Consider the following 20,788-nt stretch of genomic DNA (forward strand, 5'->3'; position numbering starts at 1 on the left):
CGTTCTGTGGTGATGGGGGCGTGGATCCCCGGGTACGGAACGTGTGGTCCGATGGGTGACACTGAAGGACGCCGGTTCGATGTGGCCGGATGATGCGCCTAGCATCATCGAGACCGACAACGATGCACCTCGAGGAATCCCAGTGCGCTTTCGTCTGACCCCCAGGGAGACGAGCTTCTACGACATGTTCGCGGCCTCCGCGGACAACATCGTCACGGGCTCGAAGCTCCTGATGGAACTGCTCGGGGCGGAGACCTCGGCCCGGGCCGAGATCTCGGAGCGCATGCGTGCCGCCGAGCACGCCGGTGACGACGCCACCCACGCGATCTTCCACCAGCTGAACTCCTCGTTCATCACGCCGTTCGACCGTGAGGACATCTACCGGCTCGCATCGTCGCTCGACGACATCATGGACTTCATGGAGGAGGCCGTCGACCTCGTCGTCCTCTACCAGGTCGAGGAACTGCCCAAGGGGGTCGAGCAGCAGATCGAGGTCCTGGCCCGGGCGGCCGAGCTGACCGCCGAGGCGATGCCGAACCTGCGGACGATGGCCAACCTCACCGAGTACTGGATCGAGGTCAACCGGCTGGAGAACCAGGCCGACCAGATCCACCGCAAGCTGCTGGCCCATCTGTTCAACGGCAAGTACGACGCGATCGAGGTGCTCAAGCTCAAGCAGATCGTGGATGTCCTGGAGGAGGCGGCCGACGCCTTCGAGCACGTGGCGAACACGGTGGAGACCATCGCCGTCAAGGAGTCCTGAACCACGTGGACACCTTCGCGCTCGTACTGACCGTCGGGGTCGCGCTCTTCTTCACCTACACCAACGGCTTCCACGACTCGGCGAACGCCATCGCCACCTCCGTCTCCACCCGCGCGCTCACCCCCCGGGCCGCACTGCTGATGGCGGCGGTGATGAACCTGGCGGGCGCCTTCCTGGGAAGCGGCGTCGCCAAGACCGTCAGCGAGGGGCTGATCGAGACCCCGCACGGCCAGAGCGGAATGGCGATCCTGTTCGCGGCGCTGGTCGGCGCGATCGCCTGGAACATGATCACCTGGTACTTCGGCCTGCCGTCCTCCTCCTCGCACGCGCTGTTCGGCGGCATGGTGGGCGCGGCGCTGGCGGGCGGCATCGCGGTGTACTGGTCCGGGGTGTTCTCGAAGATCGTCATCCCGATGTTCGTCTCGCCGCTGGTCGGCCTGCTGCTCGGCTACCTGGTGATGGTGGCCATCATGTGGCTGTTCCGCAGGGCCAATCCGCAGCGGGCCAAGCGCGGCTTCCGCATGGCCCAGACGGTCTCGGCCGCGGGCATGGCGCTCGGCCACGGTCTGCAGGACGCGCAGAAGACGATGGGCATCGTGGTGATGGCCCTGGTGATCGCGGACGTCCAGGACCACGGGCAGATCCCGGTCTGGGTCAAGATCGCCTGCGCGCTGATGCTGTCGCTGGGGACGTACGCCGGAGGCTGGCGGATCATGCGGACACTGGGGCGCCGGATCATCGAACTGGACCCGCCGCAGGGGTTCGCCGCCGAGACGACGGCGGCGTCGGTGATGTACACCGCCTCGTTCATGTTCCACGCCCCGATCTCCACCACCCATGTGATCACCTCCGCGATCATGGGCGTGGGCGCCACCAAGCGGGTCAGCGCGGTGCGCTGGGGGGTGGCGAAGAACATCGTGCTCGGCTGGTTCATCACGATGCCGGCTGCCGCGCTGGTGGCCGCGGTGAGTTATTGGGCGGTGCGGGCGGTCGCGGGCTGAGTCCGTGTTCCGGTGGTGCGGGGGTGTCCGGCCGGGGGTTCGGGGGTTGCCCCCGGGTGGTGCCGTATCACGATGCCGGCTGCCGCGCTGGTGGCCGCGGTGAGTTATTGGGCGGTGCGGGTGGTCGCGGGCTGAGTCCGTGTTCCCGCAGGCCCGAACGTGGGACGCCCGCCCCCGGGAGCCGGGGGCGGGCGTTTCGTCTTGCGGTGGCACCGCCATGCAGCACCGCAGACGGCCGGGACGGGCCGGGACCGGCCGGATCAGCCGAAGCGGCCCGAGATGTAGTCCTCGGTGGCCTGGACCGAGGGGTTGGAGAAGATGCGTTCGGTGTCGTCGATCTCGATCAGCTTGCCGGGCTGGCCGACCGCCGCCAGGTTGAAGAAGGCGGTGCGGTCCGACACGCGCGCGGCCTGCTGCATGTTGTGGGTCACGATGACGATCGTGAACCGCTCCTTCAGCTCGGAGATCAGGTCCTCGATGGCGAGGGTGGAGATCGGGTCGAGCGCGGAGCACGGCTCGTCCATCAGCAGCACCTGCGGCTCGACCGCGATGGCGCGGGCGATGCACAGCCGCTGCTGCTGGCCGCCGGAGAGGCCGGAGCCGGGCTTGTTCAGGCGGTCCTTGACCTCGTTCCAGAGGTTGGCGCCCTTGAGGGACTTCTCGACGACGTCGTCGAGCTGCGACTTCCTGTAGGAGCCGTTGAGCCGCAGGCCCGCCGCCACGTTGTCGTAGATCGACATGGTGGGGAACGGGTTGGGGCGCTGGAAGACCATGCCGATGGTGCGGCGGACGGAGACCGGGTCGACACCGCCGGCGTACAGGTCCTCGTTGTCGAGCATCACCTTGCCCTCGACACGTCCGCCGGGGGTGACCTCGTGCATGCGGTTGAGGGTGCGCAGGAAGGTGGACTTGCCGCAGCCGGACGGGCCGATGAAGGCGGTCACGGAGCGCGGCTCGACGGACATGGAGATGTCCTCGATCGCCTTGTGGGAGCCGTAGTACGCGGTGAGGCCGCTGACGTCGATGCGCTTGGCCATGGGAATCACTTCTCTTCTGCTCGTGCGGCCGGTCAGCGGCCGGTCTTCGGGGCCTTCCAGCGGGCTATGCCGCGGGCCACCAGGTTCAGGATCATCACGAAGGCGATCAGCACGAGGGCCGCCGCCCAGGCGCGGTCGTAGGAGGCCTCGTTGCCGTTGGCCCACTGCTCGTAGACGTAGTACGGCAGGGAGGACTGGGCGCCCTCGAAGGGGTTGTTGTTGATCGACTGGGCGCCGAACACCAGCAGCAGGATCGGCGCGGTCTCACCGGCGATACGGGCGACGGCGAGCATGACGCCCGTGGTGATGCCGCCGATCGCGGTGGGCAGCACGACCTTGAGGATGGTGCGCCACTTGGGCACGCCCAGCGCCAGGGACGCCTCGCGCAGCTCGTTCGGGACGAGCTTGAGCATCTCCTCGGTGGAGCGCACGACGATCGGCATCATCAGGATCGCCAGCGCCATGGCGCCGGCGAAGCCGGAGTAGCCGAAGTCCAGGATGATGATCCAGAAGGACAGGACGAACAGGCCGGCCACGATCGAGGGGATGCCGGTCATGACGTCGACGAAGAAGGTGACGGCCGTGGCGAGCTTGCCGCGCCCGTACTCGACCAGGTAGATCGCGGTCAGCAGACCGATCGGCGCCGCGATCAGGGTGGCGATGCCGACCTGCTCGATGGTGCCGACGATCGCGTGGTAGATGCCGCCGCCGGGCTGGAGGGTGATCACACCGCTCATGGAGTGGGTGAGGAAGTACCCGTCCAGGACCTTGGTGCCGCGTGCGATCGTCTCCCAGATCAGGGAGGCCAGCGGGAGGACGGCGACCAGGAAGCTGACCCAGATCAGACTGGTGGCCAGCCTGTCCTTGGCCTGGCGGCGGCCCTCGACGGCCGTGGTGAGGGCGTAGGTGGCCGCGACGTAGACGATCGCGGCGATCAGGCCCCACTGGATGCGGCTGGCCAGGCCGAACACCAGGCCGGCTCCGGCGCCGACGCCCGCGGAGAGCAGGGCGAGGCCGGCGGGGGCCCAGCGCGGCAGGCGGGGCTGCTTGAGGGTGCCGCCGGAGGGCGGCACGGTGACCGGGGGCTTCTCCATGACTGCGTTGCTCATCAGGCGTTCGCCCCCGAGTATTCCTTGCGGCGGGCGATGATCAGCCGGGCCGCGCCGTTCACCAGAAGGGTGATGACGAACAGGACGAGGCCGGACGCGATCAGGGCGTCACGGCCGATGTCGCCGGCCTCCTTGAAGCCCGCGGCGATGTTCTGGGCGAAGGTGCCGCCGCCGGGGTTGAGGAGACTGACGTTGATCAGGAAGTTGGGGGACAGGACGGTGGCGACCGCCATCGTCTCGCCCAGCGCGCGGCCCAGACCGAGCATCGAGGCGCTGATCACGCCGGAGCGGCCGAAGGGCAGGACGGCCATCCTGACGACCTCCCACCGGGTGGCGCCGAGCGCGAGCGCGGCCTCCTCCTGCATCTTCGGGGACTGCTTGAAGACCTCGCGGCTGACGTTGGTGACGATCGGCAGGATCATGATCGCCAGCAGGACGCCGACGGTGAACAGCGAGCGCGGGGCGCCGCCGTTGTAGGCGAAGACGCCGGTCCAGCCGAAGAACTGGTCGAGCCACTTGTACAGGCCGGTCAGGTGCGGCACCAGGAACAGGGCGCCCCACAGGCCGTAGATGATGCTGGGGACGGCGGCGAGCAGGTCCACCACGTACGCCATCGGGGTGGCGATCCGGCGCGGCGCGTAGTGCGAGATGAACAGGGCGATGCCGACGGCCACGGGGACCGCCAGGACCATCGCGATGATCGAGCTGACGATCGTGCCGTAGGCCAGGACCGCGATGCCGAAGACCGGCGGGTTGGCGTTGGCGCTCCACTCGAAGGTGGTGAGGAAGTTGCCCTCGTTCTCGGCGAGGGCGACCAGGGTGCGCCAGGTGAGGAAGACCGCGATGGCGGCCATGATCACCAGTAGCGCGATACCGGAGCCCCGGGAGAGACCGAGGAAGATCCGGTCGCCCGGACGGGTGGCGGAGTCCTTGCCGGAGGGAGCTTTCGGTGGTGGATTCTGCGGGGCTGCGGAGGCGGTGGGTGCTATGTCCATGGTTTCTCCGGTCTGGTTAGGGGTGTCATCCCCTGGCGGCGGTGCACCGGATGGGTTGGTCGCGTGCGGAGCGGTCACGTGTGCGGACGCGGCCGTGCGGCCGGCCCCGCTGGGGTGCGGGGCCGGCCGTCTGCTGTGTCAGGAGAGGGAGGAGATGGTCTCGCGGACCTTGGTGATGATCTCGTCGGGGATCGGGGCGTAGCCGGCGTCGGCCAGCGCGCTCTGGCCGTCCTCGCTGGCCGTGTAGGTCAGGAAGGACTTGGTCAGGTCCAGGGACTCCTTGTCGTTGCCCTTGTCGCAGACGATCTCGTAGGTCACCAGGACGATCGGGTAGGCGCCCTCGGCCTTGGTGGCGTAGTCCAGCTCCATGGCGAGGTCGTCGCCCTCGCCGACGACCTTGCCGGCGGCGATGGCCTTGGTGGCGTTGTCGACGGTGGCCTCGACGGGCTCGGCGGCGCCGGTGTCGAGCTTCACGGTCGGGATGCTGTTGCCGGTGGCGTAGGACAGCTCGAAGTAGCCGATCGCGCCGTCGTTGTTCTTGACGTTGGTGGCCACACCGGAGGAGCCGTCGGCCGACTGGCCGCCCTTGCCGGCCCAGGCCTTGGCGGGCTCGTACTTCCAGGCGTCGGGCGCGGCGGCGTGCAGGTACTCGGTGAAGTTGTCGGTGGTGCCGGACTCGTCGGAGCGGTGGAAGGCCTGGATCTTGGTGGACGGCAGCTCGGCGTCCGGGTTCAGCTTCTTGATCGCCTCGTCGTCCCACTTGGTGATCTTCGAGTCGAAGATCTTGGCGATGGTCTCGGCGTCCAGGACCAGGTCGTCCACGCCGGCCAGGTTGTAGCCGACGGCCACCGGGCCGCCGACCATCGGCAGGTTGATGCCCTGGCCGCCCTCGCAGACCTCCTTGGACTGCTCGACCTCCTCCTCCTTCAGGGCCGAGTCGGAGCCGGCGAAGCCGGTCTTGCCCTGGAGGAACTCCTGGATGCCCGCACCGGAGCCGGTGGGCTTGTAGTTGACCGCGGAGCCCTCGCAGGCCGCCTGGTAGTTCTTGACCCAGATGTCCATCGCGTTCTTCTGGGCGCTGGAGCCGGACGCGAGGAGGTTGCCCTCGCCGTCGCACTTGATGTTGCTGGCGGCCTTGGTGCCGCCGCCCTCGTTGCCGCCCCCGGTGTTGTCGTCCGAGCCGCAGGCGCTCAGGACCAGTGCGCTGGAAACCACGGCGGCGCCGACGGCGAGCGTGCGGAGCCGGTTGGTGGGCTGAAGCTTCACTTCGTTCAGTTCCTTCCTGGGGCCCGCCGGTGGGGACGGCAAGCGGTGAGGTGTGTCCGGGTCTCGTGTTCAGCATGTGGGGCGGTCCGCGTCCGCCGGCGACCGGGCGCGCTCCCCATGAGGCTGAAATTAGGCAGGACAGGTGAAGTGCCCGACGGCCGAGAGTGAACGCGAGGTGAACCTCGGCGGACGGTGCAGTTGACGCGGCCGCCGGTGTGCCGGGGGCGGGGCCGGGCCGCGCCCTCTGTTGCGGAAGGGGCCGACGTGGCACCATCCCCGGCTGTGACTCGTTACGCGCGGGTAGGGACCGTGTGACGTGCGTGGAAGGGAGACGCGTGGAGCGGCAGGGGGGCGGCGCCGGTACGGCACGCCGTGGAAGGCCGTCGGCGGGCGCCGTGTCCGTGGGGGCGGCCGTCTGTGCACTGGTGTGCGCGCAGTTCGCGCTGCTGATGGCGCCGGCGGGAACGGCCCGCGCGGAACCGGGCGGGCCGGGCGCGAAGGGGCGGGGCGGCGCCCAGGCCTCGCCCGCGGCTCCTGGGCCCGGGAAGACGGAGAAGCCCGGTAAGACGGAGAAGCCGGGGGAGGCGGGAGGGCCGGACGAGGACGCCGGTGAGGGTTCCACCGCGCGTCTGGAGAAGCTCCGCAAGAAGATCGAGAAGCTCCACGACGGCGTGGAATCGGCCACCGAGGAGTACAACGCCGCCGATGAGCTGGCCGCGAAGCAGCGGCGCGAGATCGTGCGGCTGGCCCGGGCGATCGTGCGGACCCGGGGGCAGCTGGACGATCTGAGGGACAGGGCCGGGGCGATGGCCCGCGCGCAGTACCGCGGCGGCGGTCTGCCGCCCTCCGCACGGCTGGTCCTCGGCGACGACCCGGAGGACTTCCTGCGCGACCTCGGACTGCTCCACAAGGGTGACCAGGCGGCCAAGGGGCTGATCGCGAAACTGCGGACGGCCAACGAGGACCTCGACGAGTACGCGGACGAGGCCACCGGCCGGTGGGCGAAGCTGGAGGCCGACCGCAAGCGCAAGGCCGGGGCCAAGAAGGACATCGAGGCCGAGCTGGCGAAGGCCGAGAAGCTGGAGTCGCGGCTGGAGGCCGACGAGCTGGAGCGGCTGCGGGAACTGGAGGACGAGACGGCCTGGGCCCGGCAGGCGCGCTGGCTGGAGTCCGGCGTGCTGGAGGAGATCGACCAGAGGGCGTCGGCGCGCGGCAGGAAGGCCGTCGGGTACGCCATGGCCCAGATCGGCAAGGACTACGAGTGGGGCGCCGAGGGCCCGGGCACCTTCGACTGCTCGGGGCTGACACTGCGTGCCTGGGAGGCGGCGGGCCTGCGGATCCCGCGCACCTCGCAGGAGCAGTGGAGAGTGCTGCCGAGGGTGGAGATCACCGACATGCGTCCGGGCGACCTGATCGTCTACAAGCGTGACGCCAGTCATGTCGGCATGTACGTCGGCGACGGGGTGATGGTCCACGCGCCGCGGACCGGCCGGCAGATCACCACCGCGGGCGCGGGGTCGCTGCCGATCCTCGGTGTGGTGCGGCCCGACGCGTAGACTGCCTTGGTTGGTCACCCGTCGGCCATTTGGCATATGCCACAAGGCATTCCGTGCAGGGCCCCGGGGCCGCTATGGTCGCCCGGGGCGTCTCCACCCTGACGCCTGTGTGCCCTCGGGGGGAGGGAAGAGGAATTCTGGCATGCCCGTATCGATGGGCGACGAGGTGATGACCGTGGCACTGCCGCGGCAGTCCACCGGCTCCATGGCCGGTGCCCCCGGTGCTCCCGTGGCTTCCGGGCCCCCCGGCGGGCTGACCCTGCTCGTCGTCGAGGACGACCCGGCGGGCTCCCTGGCCATCCCCGAGCTGCTCGACGCCTCCGGGGGCCGGATGAGGGTCCGCACCGCCCGCAACCTCACCGAGGCCGAGCGGCTGCTCACCGACGACGTCCACTGCATCCTGCTCGACCTGGCGCTGTCCGACGGCACCGCCGCCGGGGGCGCCCAGGAGGAGAGCGGGGACGAGCTGGACATACTGCGCCGGGTGCTGCGGATGGCGCCCCGGCACGCGGTACTGGCGCTCACCGCCGAGGACGACGCCGAACGCGCGGCCGAGGCCGTGCGCGTCGGGGCGCAGGACTTCCTCTTCCGCGACGAGCTGGACGGCCGGGTGCTGAGCCGGGCCGTCCGCTACGCAGTCGAGCGCAAGCGGGCGGACCTGGCCCAGCGCCAGCTCACCGAGTCCCGGCTGCGGGCCCAGGAGAACGCCCGGCTGGAGCGCGGACTGCTGCCGACCCCGCTGCTGGACGGCTCGGAGCTGCGGTTCGCCGCCCGCTACCGGCCCGGACGCTCCCGGGCGCTGCTCGGCGGCGACTTCTACGACACCGTGCGCACCGCGGACGGGACCGTCCACGCCATGATCGGCGACGTGTGCGGGCACGGCCCGGACGAGGCCGCGCTGGGGGTGGAGCTGCGGATCGCCTGGCGTGCGCTGACCTTCGCCGGGCTCTGCGGCGACCAGCTCCTGAGCACGCTCCAGCGGGTGCTGGAGCACGAGCGCTCCAGCGACGAGATCTTCGCCACGCTGTGCACCGTCGACATCGCGCCGGACGGCCGGCGGGCCGGGCTCTGCCTGGCCGGGCACCCCGCGCCGCTGGTGGCGGGCGGCGGGCGCGGGCCGCGGCTGCTGCCGCACCACGAGGAGGGCGGCGGCCCGGCGCTGGGCGTCCTGCCGAAGGCACGCTGGCCCCGCACCCAGGTGGAACTGGGCGGCTCGTGGAGCCTGATGATGTACACCGACGGGCTGATCGAGGGCCGGGTCGGCCAGGGCGAGCGGCGTCTGGGCCAGGAGGGCATGCTCGGGATCGTCGGCCACCGGATGGCCGCCGGGCTGCGCGGCGAGGAGCTGCTGGACGCCGTACTGGCCGAGGTGCGGGAGCTCAACGGCGACGAGCTGACGGACGATGTGGCGGTGATGCTGCTCGACCGGGGCTGAGCCCGGACGAGCGGCGGACGAGCGGCGGGCCGGGCCACGCGGCCCGGCCCGGTCGGTGCCCCCGGCGGCCCGGCGGCCCGTTCGCCCGGCGGCTCAGCGGCCGCCGTTGTACGGGCCGTAGGGGCCGTCGCTGCTGCTGCCGCGGCGGAAGCCGCCTTGGCCGCCCCTGCCGCCCCCGCCGACCTGGATGAGCGCGGGCCGCACGTCGACCATGTAGACGATGTTGGCGATCAGCCCGGCGATGGTCAGGAAGAGCATCCCGAGGAAGAGGTTCACGGCCACCGTGATCCCCAGGATGATCAGCCAGAAGCCCTTGGTCTTCTTGTCCGCGGCGCGGTAGGCGTCCTCACGGCGCAGTACGGCGTCCACGAAGCAGAAGATGCTGAAGATGAGCAGGCCCAGGAACACCCAGGACATCAGCCCGTAGAAACCGTCCAACAGCACGCTGGCCACCATCCTGTCCATGAGCCGGTCGTCGGCCCTCCACGCTACCGGCCCGGGGACCGGACACGAAGTGCGTGCCCGGTCCCGGCGGCGTTCACGCCTGCGGCTTGTCCGTGGGCAGCTTGTCCGACGGCGACGCGGCCTTCTGGGAGGAGGACCGCTTCGCGGCGGACTGCTTCGCCGCGGTCTTCCTGGCGGCGCTCTTCTTCGCGACCGTCTTGGGGGTCTCCCCGGCGGCGGCCTTCCTCGCGGCACCGGTCCTGGAGGCCGCGGTCTTCGAGGCGGCCGTCTTCGAGGCGGCGGTCTTCGAGGTGGAGGCCCTGCCGGGCGTGGCCCGGCGGGTGTCGCCCATCTTGGGGCGCGGCTTCTCCTCCTTGCCGCCCGCCTCGACGGTGACGGCCTCGCCGACCTTGCGCGCGCCCTTCACCGGGAGCCCGTGGCCGGCGGCGCCGTTGGTCTCTCCGTTCCCGCCGTCCTTCTCACCGCGCCACGTCCCCACCGCGCCGCGTCCGCGCTCGGCCAGCTCGCCGTATCCCTCGCGTGCCTTGACGGCGTACTCGGCGGCGAGCCCGACGCTCTGGAGCGCCAGGTGCTGGGCCTGCTCGCGCAGCTTCTTCAGATCGGTGTCGAAGCCGGACAGCACGGTGGTCAGCCGCGACTGGGTCTGCTTGGCCTGCTGGGCGAGGCGCTCCTGCACGGCCTTGGGGTCGGCGGCCTTGTCCTTGACCGCGGCCAGGCGCTCGGGCGCCGTCTCGCGGATCTTGTCGATCACGCCCGCCGCGAAGTACAGCGGGGTGGGGTCGGTCAGTGCCTTGCGGAGGTCCGCGGTCCTGTTGGCGGCCTCGCCGGCGGTCTTCTCGGGCATGAGGGTCCCTCCTGGGTTACGGGGTCTGGGGCTTCGCGCCGGCGGAGGGGGCGTCCTCGGCCTCCGGGCCGGAGGCGTCCTCGGTGTGTCCGTCCTCGGTGTGGCCGTTCTCCCTGCGGAACGACCCGTAGATCTGGAGCAGTACCTGCTTCTGCTGCTCGCTGATCGACGTGTCGGCCAGGATCGCGCTGCGCACCTCCAGCCCCGCCTGCTCCTTCTCGTCGAGGATCCCGGCGCGGACGTAGAGGGTCTCGGCGGAGATCCGCAGTGCTCTGGCGAGCTGCTGGAGGATCTCGGCGCTGGGCTTGCGCAGCCCCCGTTCGATCTGGCTGAGGTACGGGTTCGACACCCCGGCGGCATCCGCGAGCTGCCGCAGGGACAGCTGCGCGCTGCGCCGCTGCTCCCGCAGGAACTCGCCGAGATTGCCGACATGCAGTGAAGCCATGCCTCCACAGTGCCTCTCTCCGCTAACTTTTGCAAGCAAGTGCTTGCAGGAGTGTTGCTCGGTGCGTCCCGGCCCTGTCCCGCGTCGTGTGTTCGCGGGAGTCGCGGCACGCGTGCCCGCCGCGCGGGAGAGCATGGGGCATGCGACCGGATGACTGGCATCTGACCGAAGACGTCGAGGACTTCCTCGCCCGGGCCGGGGACTTCCTGCGCTCCCGGCCCGGCCCGCACGTCATGCAGTTGACGTGGGCCGAGAGAGTGCGAGTGCGCGGAACCTCCGCCTTCGGCACCGAAGCACCCCTCTTCGGCGCGCTGGAGCGAGCGGGCGAGGTCGTCGCCACCTTCTACCGCCTCCCACTCCGTGCCCTGGGCCTCTCCCCGCTCACGCCCGGGCAGGCGGACTCCCTCGCCGCCCGCCTGGCGAACCTGGGACATCCCCTCTCCCGCGTCAGCGCGGACCACGGCACCGCCACGGCCTTCGCCGAGGCATGGCGGCGGCACACCGGCGCGACGCCGGAGCTTCGCGACACACGGCTTCGTCTGTACCGCCTCGGCACGCTCGCCCCACCGGAGCCGCTGCCGCCGGGCCGGGGGCGCGTCCTGGGCGAGCAGGACCTCGAGCAGGCCGTCTTCTGGTGCGGCGAGTTCGCCAGGGCCGTCGGGGAGGACGTCCGCGTCGACGCCGGCTCCTGGGCGAGCACGCGCTACGCCGACAAGCGGTACACGCTCTGGGAGAGGCCGGACGGCACCCCCGTCTCCATCGCGGGCATGAACCCGCTGATCGGCGGCCAGATCCAGGTGGACGTCGTCTACACCCCGGCCCACCTGCGCGGTCGCGGATACGCGGGCGCCGTGGCGGCGGAGGTGAGCCGGGCCGCGCTGGCCGCGGGCGCGAGGGACGTCGTGCTGTTCGCGGACCTGTCCAACCCCACCAGCAACGCCCTCTACCGGCGCCTGGGTTATCGCACGCTCGCCGACTGGTCCGTGTACGGCTTCTCGTGAGCCGCGCCGAAGCGCCCCTCTTCCACGGTTTCAGGCTCCTGCCGTGCGGCCCGCGTGCCACCATGGGAGCGGGACGAAGGGGGCTCATGGCGACCGAACGCGTCTGGCTGGACGTTCCGTTCTCCGAGAAGGACGAGGCGAAGCGGCACGGGGCCCGCTGGGACCCGTCGGCCAGACGCTGGTACGCGCCGCGCCCCGGCATGGAGGGCCTCGGGCGGTGGGCGGCCGCCCCGGATGTCCCCGACCTGCTGCCCGGCGAGGACCGGACCCTCGGCAGCGGCCTCTTCGTCGACCTGGTCCCCAGCACCTGCTGGTTCACCAACGTCCGCTCCTGTGTGGCGGACAGGGACTGGGAGCGGCTCCGGCGGATGATCACCGGGCGGGCCGGGCGGCGCTGCGAGATCTGTGGGGCCGCGGAGGACCGCGGGACGGGGCGGTGGCTGGAGGCGCACGAACGCTGGGTCTTCGACGACGTGAGAAGGGTGCAGACCCTCCGGCGGCTGATCTGCCTGTGCACCGACTGCCACACCGTCACGCACTTCGGCTACGCGCAGGTCCGCGGTCTCGAGGCGCGGGCCTTCGCGCACCTGAGGGCGGTCACCGGGATGACCGGGTCCCAGGCCCGGCGGCATGTCGAGGCCGCCTTCGAGCTGTGGGAGCGGCGCTCGCGGTTCACCTGGAGCCTGGATCTGGGAATTCTCACCAGGGCCGGCGTCGCCCTCGCTCCGCCGCCCGGAGCCGAGGATCGGGCCCGCGTCCCCGGGGAGGTTCTCCGTCCCGCCGGAGAGCCGCCCGACCGGGGCCGGCGAACCCGCTGACCTCCGGGCGGGTGCGGCGCCGCCGGTGTCCGGCGGGGGAGACGCCGAGGGGCGGGGAGGACACCGGCGGTGTCCTCCCCGCCCCTCGAAGAGCGCTTCGGCTGCCTCAGCCCTCGGTGTCCTGCCGGGGCGCAGCCGCGCCGGCGTACGGCTGCGCCCCCGCGCGGTGCCGGCCGCCCGCGCCGTCGGGCGCGGCGCCTGCCTCCGCCGCGCGGGCCGCTGCCTCACGCCGGTTCTTGGTGATGTGCTCGGCCACGGCGAACCCCGCGACCACGACGAAGCCCAGCGCCGCGAAGCCGATCGCCGCGCCCAGCTGGTCGTCGGGGGCGAGGAGGGCCCGGTCCTCGTCCTGCCAGGGCCACAGCGCCCGCAGGCAGCCCGCCACCACACCGGTCAGGACCACCAGGGTGATGCGCTGCCGGTTCTCCAGCAGCCACTGCATCAGCTTGACGAACGAGGCCAGACCCAGGAGGGCGCCGAACGCGAACAGGCCCAGGTAGCCGAAGTCCCGCTCGTTGACGGCGGAGAGGGTGCGCTCGTACAGCCCGAAGGTCAGCAGCAGGAACGAGCCGGACAGGCCGGGCAGCACCAGCGCGGAGACAGCGATCGCCGCCGCGGCCACGATGACCAGCGGGGTGGCCTCCACCTCACCGGGTGGCAGGCTGACGATCACGAAGGCCGCCGCCGCGCTCACCAGGGCCACGAGGACCTCGCCCGGCCGCCAGGGGGAGGAGGCGCCGTTGGGCAGCGGCGCCCGTGAGGCGAGGGAGAACGGCACCCACAGCGAGGCCAGCACCAGACCGAAGAACAGGGCCCGGCTGTGCACCGGCTGCTCCTCGACCCATCCCTCGACCAGCCCGGCCATCAGCACCAGCGCGGCGAACATGCCGATCACCAGCGGGACGATGACGCGCCACTGGACCTGGCGGACCTCGTGGAGGGCCCGGGAGAGCCCCCGCCCCCGGGGAAGGTCGGCCAGCGCCAGCCGGACGCCGGTGACCAGGCGGCTCGCCGAGCCGATGGCCGTGTCGTACACGCCGACCACGAGGGCCACGGTGCCGCCGCTGACGCCCGGGACGGTCTCCGCGGTGCCGATCAGGGCGCCGCGCACCAGGTTGAGGCCGTGTGCCGGCCAGGACGACGGCTTTGCCGCTCTGTGTCGCTGGGTTTCCCCCACCAGAGCTCCTTCGGTGCTGGTCGAGTGCTGTGGGACTGCCCGCGCGCCGGTTCCCGGGAGTGCCGGGGCGGGCGTGGCAGACACATTGTTCCCGATGCCGGGGCCCGCCGGTCTCCGGAGGGTCGCGGTCCCTCCCGGGGCAGCACGGTTCGGGCGGAACGGACGGAGGGGAGACGGGAGGGGACGGGCGACTGGTTCCAGGCGATCGCCGACGTCCGGGCGGCCGGGAGGGTGCGGGGTTTGACCGGCTCGCGGTGTGAAACCCGTCACCGGCCGCGGACCGCGGGGTGCCTCCCGCGCCACCGCGCCACCGCGCCACCGCGCCGCCACCGCACCGCGCCGTAAAGCAGGCGAAAGGTGCTTAAGGGAACATAGGGTGGCGATCGGCAGACGGTGAACGGAACGCGCCGCGCCCGAGCGGCCGCCGGCGCGGGCAAGGAGTCGGAACCAGATGAGCGATGTCAAGCTGTCCGTGATCTACTACTCGTCGACCGGCACCATCCACAAGATGGCCAGGCGCCTGACCGAGGCGGGGCGGCAGGCGGGTGCGGAGGTGCGGCTGCGGCAGGTCGCCGAGCTCGCCCCGGAGGAGGCCATCGCCTCCAACGCCCTGTGGAACCAGCACTTCGACAACACCAAGGACGAGCCGAAGGCCACCGCCGACGACATCGTGTGGGCCGACGCCGTGCTGTTCGGCACGCCCACCCGGTACGGCAACGTCGCCAGCCAGCTCAAGCAGTTCCTCGACACCCTCGGCCCGCAGTGGCAGCAGGGGCTGCTCGCCGACAAGGTGTACGCGGGCTTCACCGCCTCCCAGACCGCCCACGGCGGCCAGGAGTCGACGCTGCTGACCCTCTACAACGTCCTCATCCACTTCGGCGGCATCCTGGTGCCGCCCGGCTACACCGACCCGCTGAAGTTCGTCGACGGCAACCCCTACGGCGTCTCCCACGTCACCGGGCCGAACAACGACGCCCCGCTCACCGACGCGGAGTATGACGCCCTCGACCACATGGCGCAGCGCGTGGTGCGTGTCGCGGGCCGCCTCAGGGGCGAGGGCTGACGGCACGCCGTACGGGCGGCCGGGTGGGCCGGGTGGGGGCGGGCGACGGGCCGCCCCCACCCGCCCCCACCCGGCCGCGCAGGGCGCGTCAGGCCCGGTGGACCTCCAGCGCCGTCCGGACCGCCGACTCCAGGGCGCCCTCGATCCACGCCGTCCTGATCGAGGTGTGGTCGCCCGCGAAGAACAGCGGCCCCTCGCGGCGGCCCAGCAGCGGGAACAGCTCGGTGTGCTGGCCCGGCAGCAGCACGGCCGCCTCGCCGTACGCGTACGGGTCGCGCTGCCAGCTCTGGGTGCGGCCGGCGCCGGTGTAGAAGACCTCCACCCGCTGCCCGTAGACCTGCTGCACACCGCGCAGGGCGTAGGGGTAGCGGGCCTCGTCGTCCAGGCAGTCCCAGCGCCGGGCGTCGTCCGCCCAGCTGTAGGAGGCCAGCAGGACGCCGCCCTCGCTGCCCTCGACCCGGTGCGAGGGGTTGAACATGAACCGGTTGGGGTTGTCGCACACCGACCCGCCGCCGGTCACGCCCGCCGCCTCCGGCTGGTCCCGGGAGATCCAGCGGCAGGCGGTGTAGTGCACGCGCTGGGCGTCGGAGATGTGACCGCGCGGCACGGACGGGTGCGCGCCCAGCAGGCTGCCGTCGTCCGGCGCCCTTCCCAGGCGGTAGGCGTCGTACAGTCCCGGCCGCACCCGCTCCAGCTCCCGCCGCCAGTCGGCCTCGTCGAACTCCCACCAGCGGCGGCTGAACTCCAGCAGCACCTTGGTGGCGCTGTCGTAGTGCAACTCGGTGACGGCCCGCCGCTTGCCGTACGACAGCGCGGGGGCGATCTGGATCTGCCGCAGCCCGGAGAAGGGCACGGTGAGGACCGCGCAGTCGCCGGTGAACTGCTCGCGGACCACGGCGCCGTCGCGGCCCTCGGAGACGGTGTCGATCCACACCGCCGGGCCGTCGGCGCCGATGTGCGGGGTGCCGTCACCCTCGCCGCGCCCGTCCCCGCGGTACTCGACGCGGGTGGCGCGGCGGTCGAAGCGCACCGGGACCTTCAGGGCCTCCAGTTCCTTCAGCAGCGCGTCCACCAGGGTGGCGGTGCCGCCCCGAAGCTCCCAGAAGACGGTGCCGGGGTTGATCAGGGACCAGCCGATGAAGCTGTGGAGGAAGGACAGGGGCAGGCGGGAGGTGAGGTTCTCCAGGGTGCCGATCAGATCGATCGTGCGCTCGTCGAATCCGGCGTGCTCGGTCAGGAAGCGGTGCATCGACCAGCCGCCGAACCTCTCGACCACCCGCGCCCAGCCCTCCAGGCACTGCGGCAGCGGCTTGTTCACGCGCTTCCCGTCCGGCCCGGCGGTGCTGTACTCGTCGCGCACCGGGTCCAGGGCCCGGCCCAGGATCTGAGCCGCGGGGACGTCCAGGTACTTCTCCGGCACGCCGAAGGAGCGGTTGACCGCCCGCGGGTCCTTCGCGTAGTCGGCGCGGCGCACCCGGACGCCGTTGACGGCGATCCAGGTGCGGTACGCGGGCCCGCCGCCGGCGTCCACGTCCACCAGGTGGAAGCGGCGGCGCTTCAGCCCCAGCTCGTCGATCAGCCCCATGACCAGCGGGTGGCTGCCGGGGATGCGCATGGCCCCGGCCTCCGCGTACTGCCTGGGGTCGGCGAAGGGCTGTTCCGCGCCCTCGTGGCCGCCGGTGCGGAAGGTCTTGATCCGGCCGCCGGCCCGGTTGCCGTTGGCCTCGACGACGGTGACGCGGTGCCCGGCGCGACCCAGCAGCAGCGCGGCGACCAGCCCGGCCGGACCCGCGCCGACGACCAGCACCTTCTTGCCGGGCGCGCCGGGCGAGCCGGTCCGCGCGGCGCCTGAGCGGGGCAGGCCGCCGCCGCGCAGGATCCTCTCGTACCGGGGGGCGAGCTCGGCGCCGTCCTCGTCCAGCAGGAGGATGGCGCGGGCCACCGCCAGACAGGCCTGCCGGTCGGCGGCGCCCGAGGGTTCGGGGGAGGGGGTCTCGGGCAGGGCGGCGGGTGCGGCAGGGGCGGCGGCGCCGAGCCCGGCGACGGCGGCGGCCGTCGTGGCTCCGGCGGCGAACCGCCGCCGCGACAGCGGCGGGACGGCTTCGGCGGTGTGATGGTCTTCGTGAGGGGCCATGGCTTCTGATTAAGGCCGCGCCGCCCCGGCGGGCCGTCGGCGCACGGCAGGACCTGCCGGATTCCCCCGTACGGGAGCGGCTTTCGGGTGTGAAAAGCCGTTGGGGGGCGGCGCGCGCCTGGGGCAGTGTGCCCCCATGGATCTCATGAGCCCCGCCCACGTCGTCCTGCGCCGCCTGGACGAGGCGCTGCTGGACGCCCTGGCGGCCACGGCCGCCGCCGACGCCGACCCCCGCGAGGTGATGCCGACGGCCGGGGAGGACGGTCCCGGCTGGACGGCCGCCCGGCGCGAGGCGTTCGTCCGCTTCCACCGCTCGCGCTCCCTGGGCGCCGACCCGGCGGAGACCGTGTACGCCGTCCTCGTCACGGAACCGGATCAGGACGGCCGGCCGCGGGAGACGGTCGCCGGGGCCGCCCGGCTGGCCCCCGCCCCGGAGCCGGGCGAGGTCGAGGCCGGGCTGTGGCTGGGCCGCTCCCACCGCGGCCGGGGCGTCGGCACGGCGGTGCTCGCCCTCCTCCTGGACGAGGCCCGCGCCGCCGGCGCCACCGGGCTGATCGCCCGTACGGACGCGGCGGGCGCCGCCTCCCGCCGCCTGCTCGCGGCCGCCGGAGCCGGCCTGGAGACCGGCGGGGACGGGACGGTCACGGCGCGGCTGCCGCTGACGGATCGGCGCCGGCCGGCCTGATGTTGCGGTTGAAGCGGAAGAGGTTGTGCGGGTCGTGGACGGCCTTGAGGGCCGCCAGCCGCTCGTAGGCGCCCGGGTCGTAGCCCGCACGGGTCTGGGTCTCGCCGGCCCGTTCGCCGTCCCCGTAGAGGAAGGCCGGGCTGTGGCCCAGCGTCCAGGGGGCCAGGGCCTCGCGCAGCAGGTCGAGCCGCTCGCGGACCTGCGGGAGGCTGTGCCCGGTGCCGCCGGGCGGGGGGCCGGGGAAGGCGATGGCGCGCACGATGTACTGCGCCTCCCGGTGGTCCACGGCCACCCCCGCCGGGCCGCGCCTGCCCAGCGCCCCGCCGAGGTGGCGCACATCCGTGACGCAGGGCACGGGCGAGCCGGGCCCCACCGTGTCGAGCACCGCGCTCAACGCCTCGGGCGGCAGCTCGCGCAGCAGGGCGTTGGTGGCGGTGTAGGGCTGCGGGAAGGGCGGGTCGCGGTGGATGGAGTCGCACTCGGCGTACGGCATCTCGCGCAGGTCGTCCACGAGCCGCTCGCCGACCGCCCGCAGCGGCGCCACCAGCCGCTCGCCCTCCCCGGCCGGGCCGCTGTGGACGATCCGGAACGAGGCGGCGTACCGGCCGCGCAGCGGTGCGGGGACGGCCGGCACGTCCGGATAGGAGAGCAGGGCGACGGAGGAGGTCAGCGTCTCGGGCACGTCCGCCGTCCAGCGCCGCCAGACCTCCAGGGCCCGCTCCGTCAGCGGGGCGCCGAAGACGAGCTGCCCGCCGTAGAGCGCGGGCACGGGGAAGAGGTCGGTCTCCATGGCCGTCACCACGCCGAAGTTGCCGCCGGTGCCCAGCAGGGCGCCGAACAGCTCCTCGCCGGGGACGGTGCGGTGCGGTCGGCCGTCGGCGGTGACGACCTCCAGGGCGCGCACGTGGTCGGCCGCATAGCCGAACCGCCGGGCCAGCAGCCCGATACCGCCGCCCAGGGTGTAGCCGACGGCGCCGACGGTCGGTGAGGAGCCGTTGAGCGGGGCCAGGCCGTGGGCGGCGGCGGCCGCCACCACCGCGCCCCACCGCGCGCCGGCGGCGACGCGCGCGGTACGGCGCACCGGATCGACGCTCACGCCCGTCATCCGCCGGGTGCCGATCAGCACCCCGCCCCCGGCGGCCACCGACAGCCCGTGCCCGGTGGCCTGCACCGCCACGGGCAGACGGCGCCCGGCCGCGTACGCCACGGCCAGCCGTACGTCCTCGGCGTCCGCCGCGCCGACGACCAGATCGGGGCGGTGGGTCCAGGCCGTCTGGAAACCGGAGACCTCCTCGTCGTAGCCGGGGTCGCCGGGCCGCAGGACCGGGCCGGTGGTCGCGGGGATGCCGTCGGTGCTGCCCGTGATGCCCGTGCCGCCGGTACCGCCCGTGGTGTTGGTGCTGGTGCTGGTGCTGGTGCTGGTGCTGGTGCTGTGCGATGCGGGTTCCATGCCCTCCAGCGTGGTCACGGGCCTTCCATAAGTCCAAGATCTGGTCTGTATTGAAGCTAGAATCAGTGGTTATGGAGATCCGGCAGCTTCGCTACCTCGTCGCCGTGGTGGACGAGGCGGGCTTCACCCGCGCCGCCGAGCGCCTGCATGTCGCCCAGCCCGGCGTCAGCGCCCAGATCCGCCTTCTGGAGAGGGAGTTGGGCCAGCCGCTGCTGGACCGGTCCGGCCGCACGGTGCGCCCCACGGAGGCGGGCGAGGCGCTGCTGCCCTACGCGCGGGCCGCGCTCGCCGCCGTCGAGGGCATGCGGCGGACCGCGGACGAGTTCACCGGGCTGCTGCGCGGCCGGGTCACGGTCGGGCTGTTCTCGGCCGCGGCCACCCACGACCTCGACTTGGTCTCCGTGCTGGCCGGCTTCCACGACGACCACCCGCAGGTCGAGATCACCCTCACCGAGGACGTCTCGGACCGGATGGTCACCGCGCTCCAGCGCGGCGAACTGGACGTGGCGGTGATCGGGCTCACCGGCGAGGAGCCGCCGCCGGGCGTCGAACTCCAGATCGTCGTCGACGAACCGCTGGTCGCGGCCGTCCCGCCAGGCGATCCGCTGGCCGGGCGTACGAGCGTGGCGCTGGCCGCGCTCGGCGAGCGCACCCTGATCAGCCTGCCGCGCGGCACCGGCCTGCGCGCCGTGCTCGACCGGGCCTGCGCCGCGGCCGGCATCCGGCCCCGCGTCGGCTACGAGGCCGCCGCGCCGCACGTCCTGGCCGAGCTCGCCGCCCGCGGCCTGGGCGTCGCCGTGCTTCCGGCGGGCTCGGCGGCGGAGGCCGGGGAGCGGCTGCGGGCACTGGAGATCGTACGGCCGCGGCTGCGCGGCCGGATCGCCCTGGCCTGGCGCACCGACGGCCCCCCGGGGCCGGCGGCCCGGGCCTTCCTGGCCCGGCTGCGCGAGGCGATGCCGCCTCCGGCGGCCGCTCCGGGACGTTCCTGAGCCCGGGCCCGGCCGGGTCGGCCTGCCCGGGTCGGCCTGCCCGGCCCGGGGCCGGGGCCGTCAGCCGTGTGTCCGCGCCGCGACGATCACGTTCCCGTACAGGTCGGCGAAGTGCAGCGATCCGCCGTCCGCGCCCTCCCGCAGATCCCACATCCGTACGCCGTGCTCGCGCAGACGGTCGGCGACCGCGCCCAGGTCGTCGGTGTGGAGGACGAGCAGCGGCTGCCCGCCGGTCTGCCGTCCGACCAGCCGGCGTTCCTCCTCGCCGGTGGCGGGCATCAGCCACAGACCGGCCCCCTCCTGTCCGGGGACGCCCAGGTGCAGGTACCGGTAGCCGCCCGCCGTCCGGTCGTACAGCACGCGCAGTCCGAGGACATCACGGTAGAACGCCAGGGCGTCGTCCGGATCGTCGACGAGAACGGTCAGACGGCCGAGTGCGGAGAACGGGCTTTGGCTGTGCTGGGAAGTCATCGGGGCTCTCCTTCGTGGATACCCCGTCCTTTGGGGCGGGGAGGAAACGAAGCTCCTGCGGAGCAGGGCAGGGAACGCCGGTTC

20 protein-coding genes are annotated in these 20,788 nt (G+C 72.6%); 9 read left to right on the top strand and 11 right to left on the bottom strand.

The window, feature by feature from the left end; translation table 11 throughout:
• The first annotated feature begins 142 nt into the window (after positions 1–142).
• Positions 143–763 (top strand): DUF47 domain-containing protein, encoded by a 621-nt coding sequence (locus CUT83_RS04440; RefSeq protein WP_093847262.1) that lies wholly within the window; start codon positions 143–145, stop codon positions 761–763.
• Between the two features lie 5 nt (positions 764–768).
• The gene (locus CUT83_RS04445; RefSeq protein WP_101254563.1) at positions 769–1,764 is read left to right on the top strand and encodes an inorganic phosphate transporter; all 996 of its coding nucleotides are present in this window, start codon (positions 769–771) and stop codon (positions 1,762–1,764) included.
• A 260-nt stretch (positions 1,765–2,024) separates the two neighbouring features.
• Here CUT83_RS04445 and pstB read toward each other — a convergent pair whose 3' ends face one another.
• From pstB to pstS, 4 genes are all read right to left on the bottom strand, one after another.
• Entirely contained in the window at positions 2,025–2,801 is a 777-nt protein-coding gene (gene pstB, locus CUT83_RS04450) for a phosphate ABC transporter ATP-binding protein PstB (RefSeq protein WP_101254564.1), read from the bottom strand.
• A gap of 32 nt (positions 2,802–2,833) precedes the next feature.
• Entirely contained in the window at positions 2,834–3,910 is a 1,077-nt protein-coding gene (gene pstA, locus CUT83_RS04455; RefSeq protein ID WP_101254565.1) for a phosphate ABC transporter permease PstA, read from the bottom strand.
• Positions 3,910–4,905, bottom strand: a complete 996-nt coding sequence (pstC, locus tag CUT83_RS04460; protein ID WP_101254566.1) for a phosphate ABC transporter permease subunit PstC — start codon at positions 4,903–4,905, stop codon at positions 3,910–3,912. The genes pstA and pstC overlap by 1 nt, the downstream gene beginning before the upstream one ends.
• A 138-nt stretch (positions 4,906–5,043) precedes the next feature.
• Positions 5,044–6,171: a phosphate ABC transporter substrate-binding protein PstS gene (gene pstS, locus CUT83_RS04465; protein ID WP_101254567.1), complete on the bottom strand. Its 1,128-nt coding sequence runs from the start codon at positions 6,169–6,171 to the stop codon at positions 5,044–5,046.
• Positions 6,172–6,593: 422 nt separating this feature from the next.
• On the opposite strand from pstS, the gene CUT83_RS04470 reads away from it, so the two are divergent.
• Both CUT83_RS04470 and CUT83_RS04475 read left to right on the top strand, forming a co-directional pair.
• The gene (locus CUT83_RS04470) at positions 6,594–7,727 is read left to right on the top strand and encodes a C40 family peptidase (RefSeq protein WP_420882438.1); all 1,134 of its coding nucleotides are present in this window, start codon (positions 6,594–6,596) and stop codon (positions 7,725–7,727) included.
• Positions 7,728–7,932: 205 nt separating this feature from the next.
• Positions 7,933–9,162, top strand: coding sequence for a PP2C family protein-serine/threonine phosphatase (locus tag CUT83_RS04475; protein WP_240958042.1), 1,230 nt, complete (start codon positions 7,933–7,935; stop codon positions 9,160–9,162).
• A 93-nt stretch (positions 9,163–9,255) separates the two neighbouring features.
• On the opposite strand, the gene CUT83_RS04480 is transcribed toward CUT83_RS04475, so the two are convergent.
• The 3 genes from CUT83_RS04480 to CUT83_RS04490 all read right to left on the bottom strand — a co-directional run bounded on the left by CUT83_RS04480 (position 9,256) and on the right by CUT83_RS04490 (position 10,916).
• Complete coding sequence (locus tag CUT83_RS04480; protein ID WP_173915025.1) at positions 9,256–9,606, bottom strand: DUF2516 family protein; 351 nt, start codon at positions 9,604–9,606, stop codon at positions 9,256–9,258.
• A 94-nt stretch (positions 9,607–9,700) separates the two neighbouring features.
• Positions 9,701–10,471, bottom strand: a complete 771-nt coding sequence (locus CUT83_RS04485) for a hypothetical protein (protein ID WP_101254568.1) — start codon at positions 10,469–10,471, stop codon at positions 9,701–9,703.
• Positions 10,472–10,487: 16 nt separating this feature from the next.
• Positions 10,488–10,916, bottom strand: coding sequence for a helix-turn-helix domain-containing protein (locus CUT83_RS04490; RefSeq protein ID WP_101254569.1), 429 nt, complete (start codon positions 10,914–10,916; stop codon positions 10,488–10,490).
• Between the two features lie 140 nt (positions 10,917–11,056).
• Between CUT83_RS04490 and CUT83_RS04495 the strand changes: the two genes are divergently transcribed.
• Both CUT83_RS04495 and CUT83_RS04500 read left to right on the top strand, forming a co-directional pair.
• Positions 11,057–11,917: a GNAT family N-acetyltransferase gene (locus CUT83_RS04495; protein ID WP_101254570.1), complete on the top strand. Its 861-nt coding sequence runs from the start codon at positions 11,057–11,059 to the stop codon at positions 11,915–11,917.
• 86 nt (positions 11,918–12,003) lie between these two features.
• Positions 12,004–12,735 carry a DUF5710 domain-containing protein gene (locus CUT83_RS04500; RefSeq protein WP_101254571.1) on the top strand — a complete coding sequence of 244 codons (732 nt, stop codon included), beginning with the start codon at positions 12,004–12,006 and terminating at the stop codon, positions 12,733–12,735.
• Positions 12,736–12,841: 106 nt separating this feature from the next.
• On the opposite strand, the gene CUT83_RS04505 is transcribed toward CUT83_RS04500, so the two are convergent.
• Positions 12,842–13,912: a DUF368 domain-containing protein gene (locus CUT83_RS04505; RefSeq protein ID WP_206606925.1), complete on the bottom strand. Its 1,071-nt coding sequence runs from the start codon at positions 13,910–13,912 to the stop codon at positions 12,842–12,844.
• Between the two features lie 451 nt (positions 13,913–14,363).
• Between CUT83_RS04505 and wrbA the strand changes: the two genes are divergently transcribed.
• On the top strand, positions 14,364–14,975 hold the full coding sequence (gene wrbA / locus CUT83_RS04510; protein ID WP_101254572.1) for an NAD(P)H:quinone oxidoreductase: 612 nt from the start codon (positions 14,364–14,366) through the stop codon (positions 14,973–14,975).
• An 88-nt stretch (positions 14,976–15,063) separates the two neighbouring features.
• Here wrbA and CUT83_RS04515 read toward each other — a convergent pair whose 3' ends face one another.
• The gene (locus CUT83_RS04515) at positions 15,064–17,109 is read right to left on the bottom strand and encodes a flavin monoamine oxidase family protein (RefSeq protein ID WP_101254573.1); all 2,046 of its coding nucleotides are present in this window, start codon (positions 17,107–17,109) and stop codon (positions 15,064–15,066) included.
• Between the two features lie 136 nt (positions 17,110–17,245).
• Between CUT83_RS04515 and CUT83_RS04520 the strand changes: the two genes are divergently transcribed.
• Positions 17,246–17,794 carry a GNAT family N-acetyltransferase gene (locus CUT83_RS04520; RefSeq protein ID WP_101254574.1) on the top strand — a complete coding sequence of 183 codons (549 nt, stop codon included), beginning with the start codon at positions 17,246–17,248 and terminating at the stop codon, positions 17,792–17,794.
• Here CUT83_RS04520 and CUT83_RS04525 read toward each other — a convergent pair.
• Positions 17,751–19,262 (bottom strand): FAD-binding oxidoreductase, encoded by a 1,512-nt coding sequence (locus tag CUT83_RS04525; RefSeq protein WP_240958040.1) that lies wholly within the window; start codon positions 19,260–19,262, stop codon positions 17,751–17,753. The genes CUT83_RS04520 and CUT83_RS04525 overlap by 44 nt on opposite strands.
• A gap of 53 nt (positions 19,263–19,315) precedes the next feature.
• On the opposite strand from CUT83_RS04525, the gene CUT83_RS04530 reads away from it, so the two are divergent.
• Complete coding sequence (locus CUT83_RS04530) at positions 19,316–20,233, top strand: LysR family transcriptional regulator (protein WP_101254575.1); 918 nt, start codon at positions 19,316–19,318, stop codon at positions 20,231–20,233.
• Positions 20,234–20,293: 60 nt separating this feature from the next.
• On the opposite strand, the gene CUT83_RS04535 is transcribed toward CUT83_RS04530, so the two are convergent.
• On the bottom strand, positions 20,294–20,704 hold the full coding sequence (locus tag CUT83_RS04535; protein ID WP_101254576.1) for a VOC family protein: 411 nt from the start codon (positions 20,702–20,704) through the stop codon (positions 20,294–20,296).
• Positions 20,705–20,788 lie beyond the last annotated feature (84 nt).

The organism is Streptomyces barkulensis (genome assembly GCF_002843305.1).
Taxonomy (GTDB): Bacteria; Actinomycetota; Actinomycetes; order Streptomycetales; family Streptomycetaceae; genus Streptomyces; species Streptomyces barkulensis.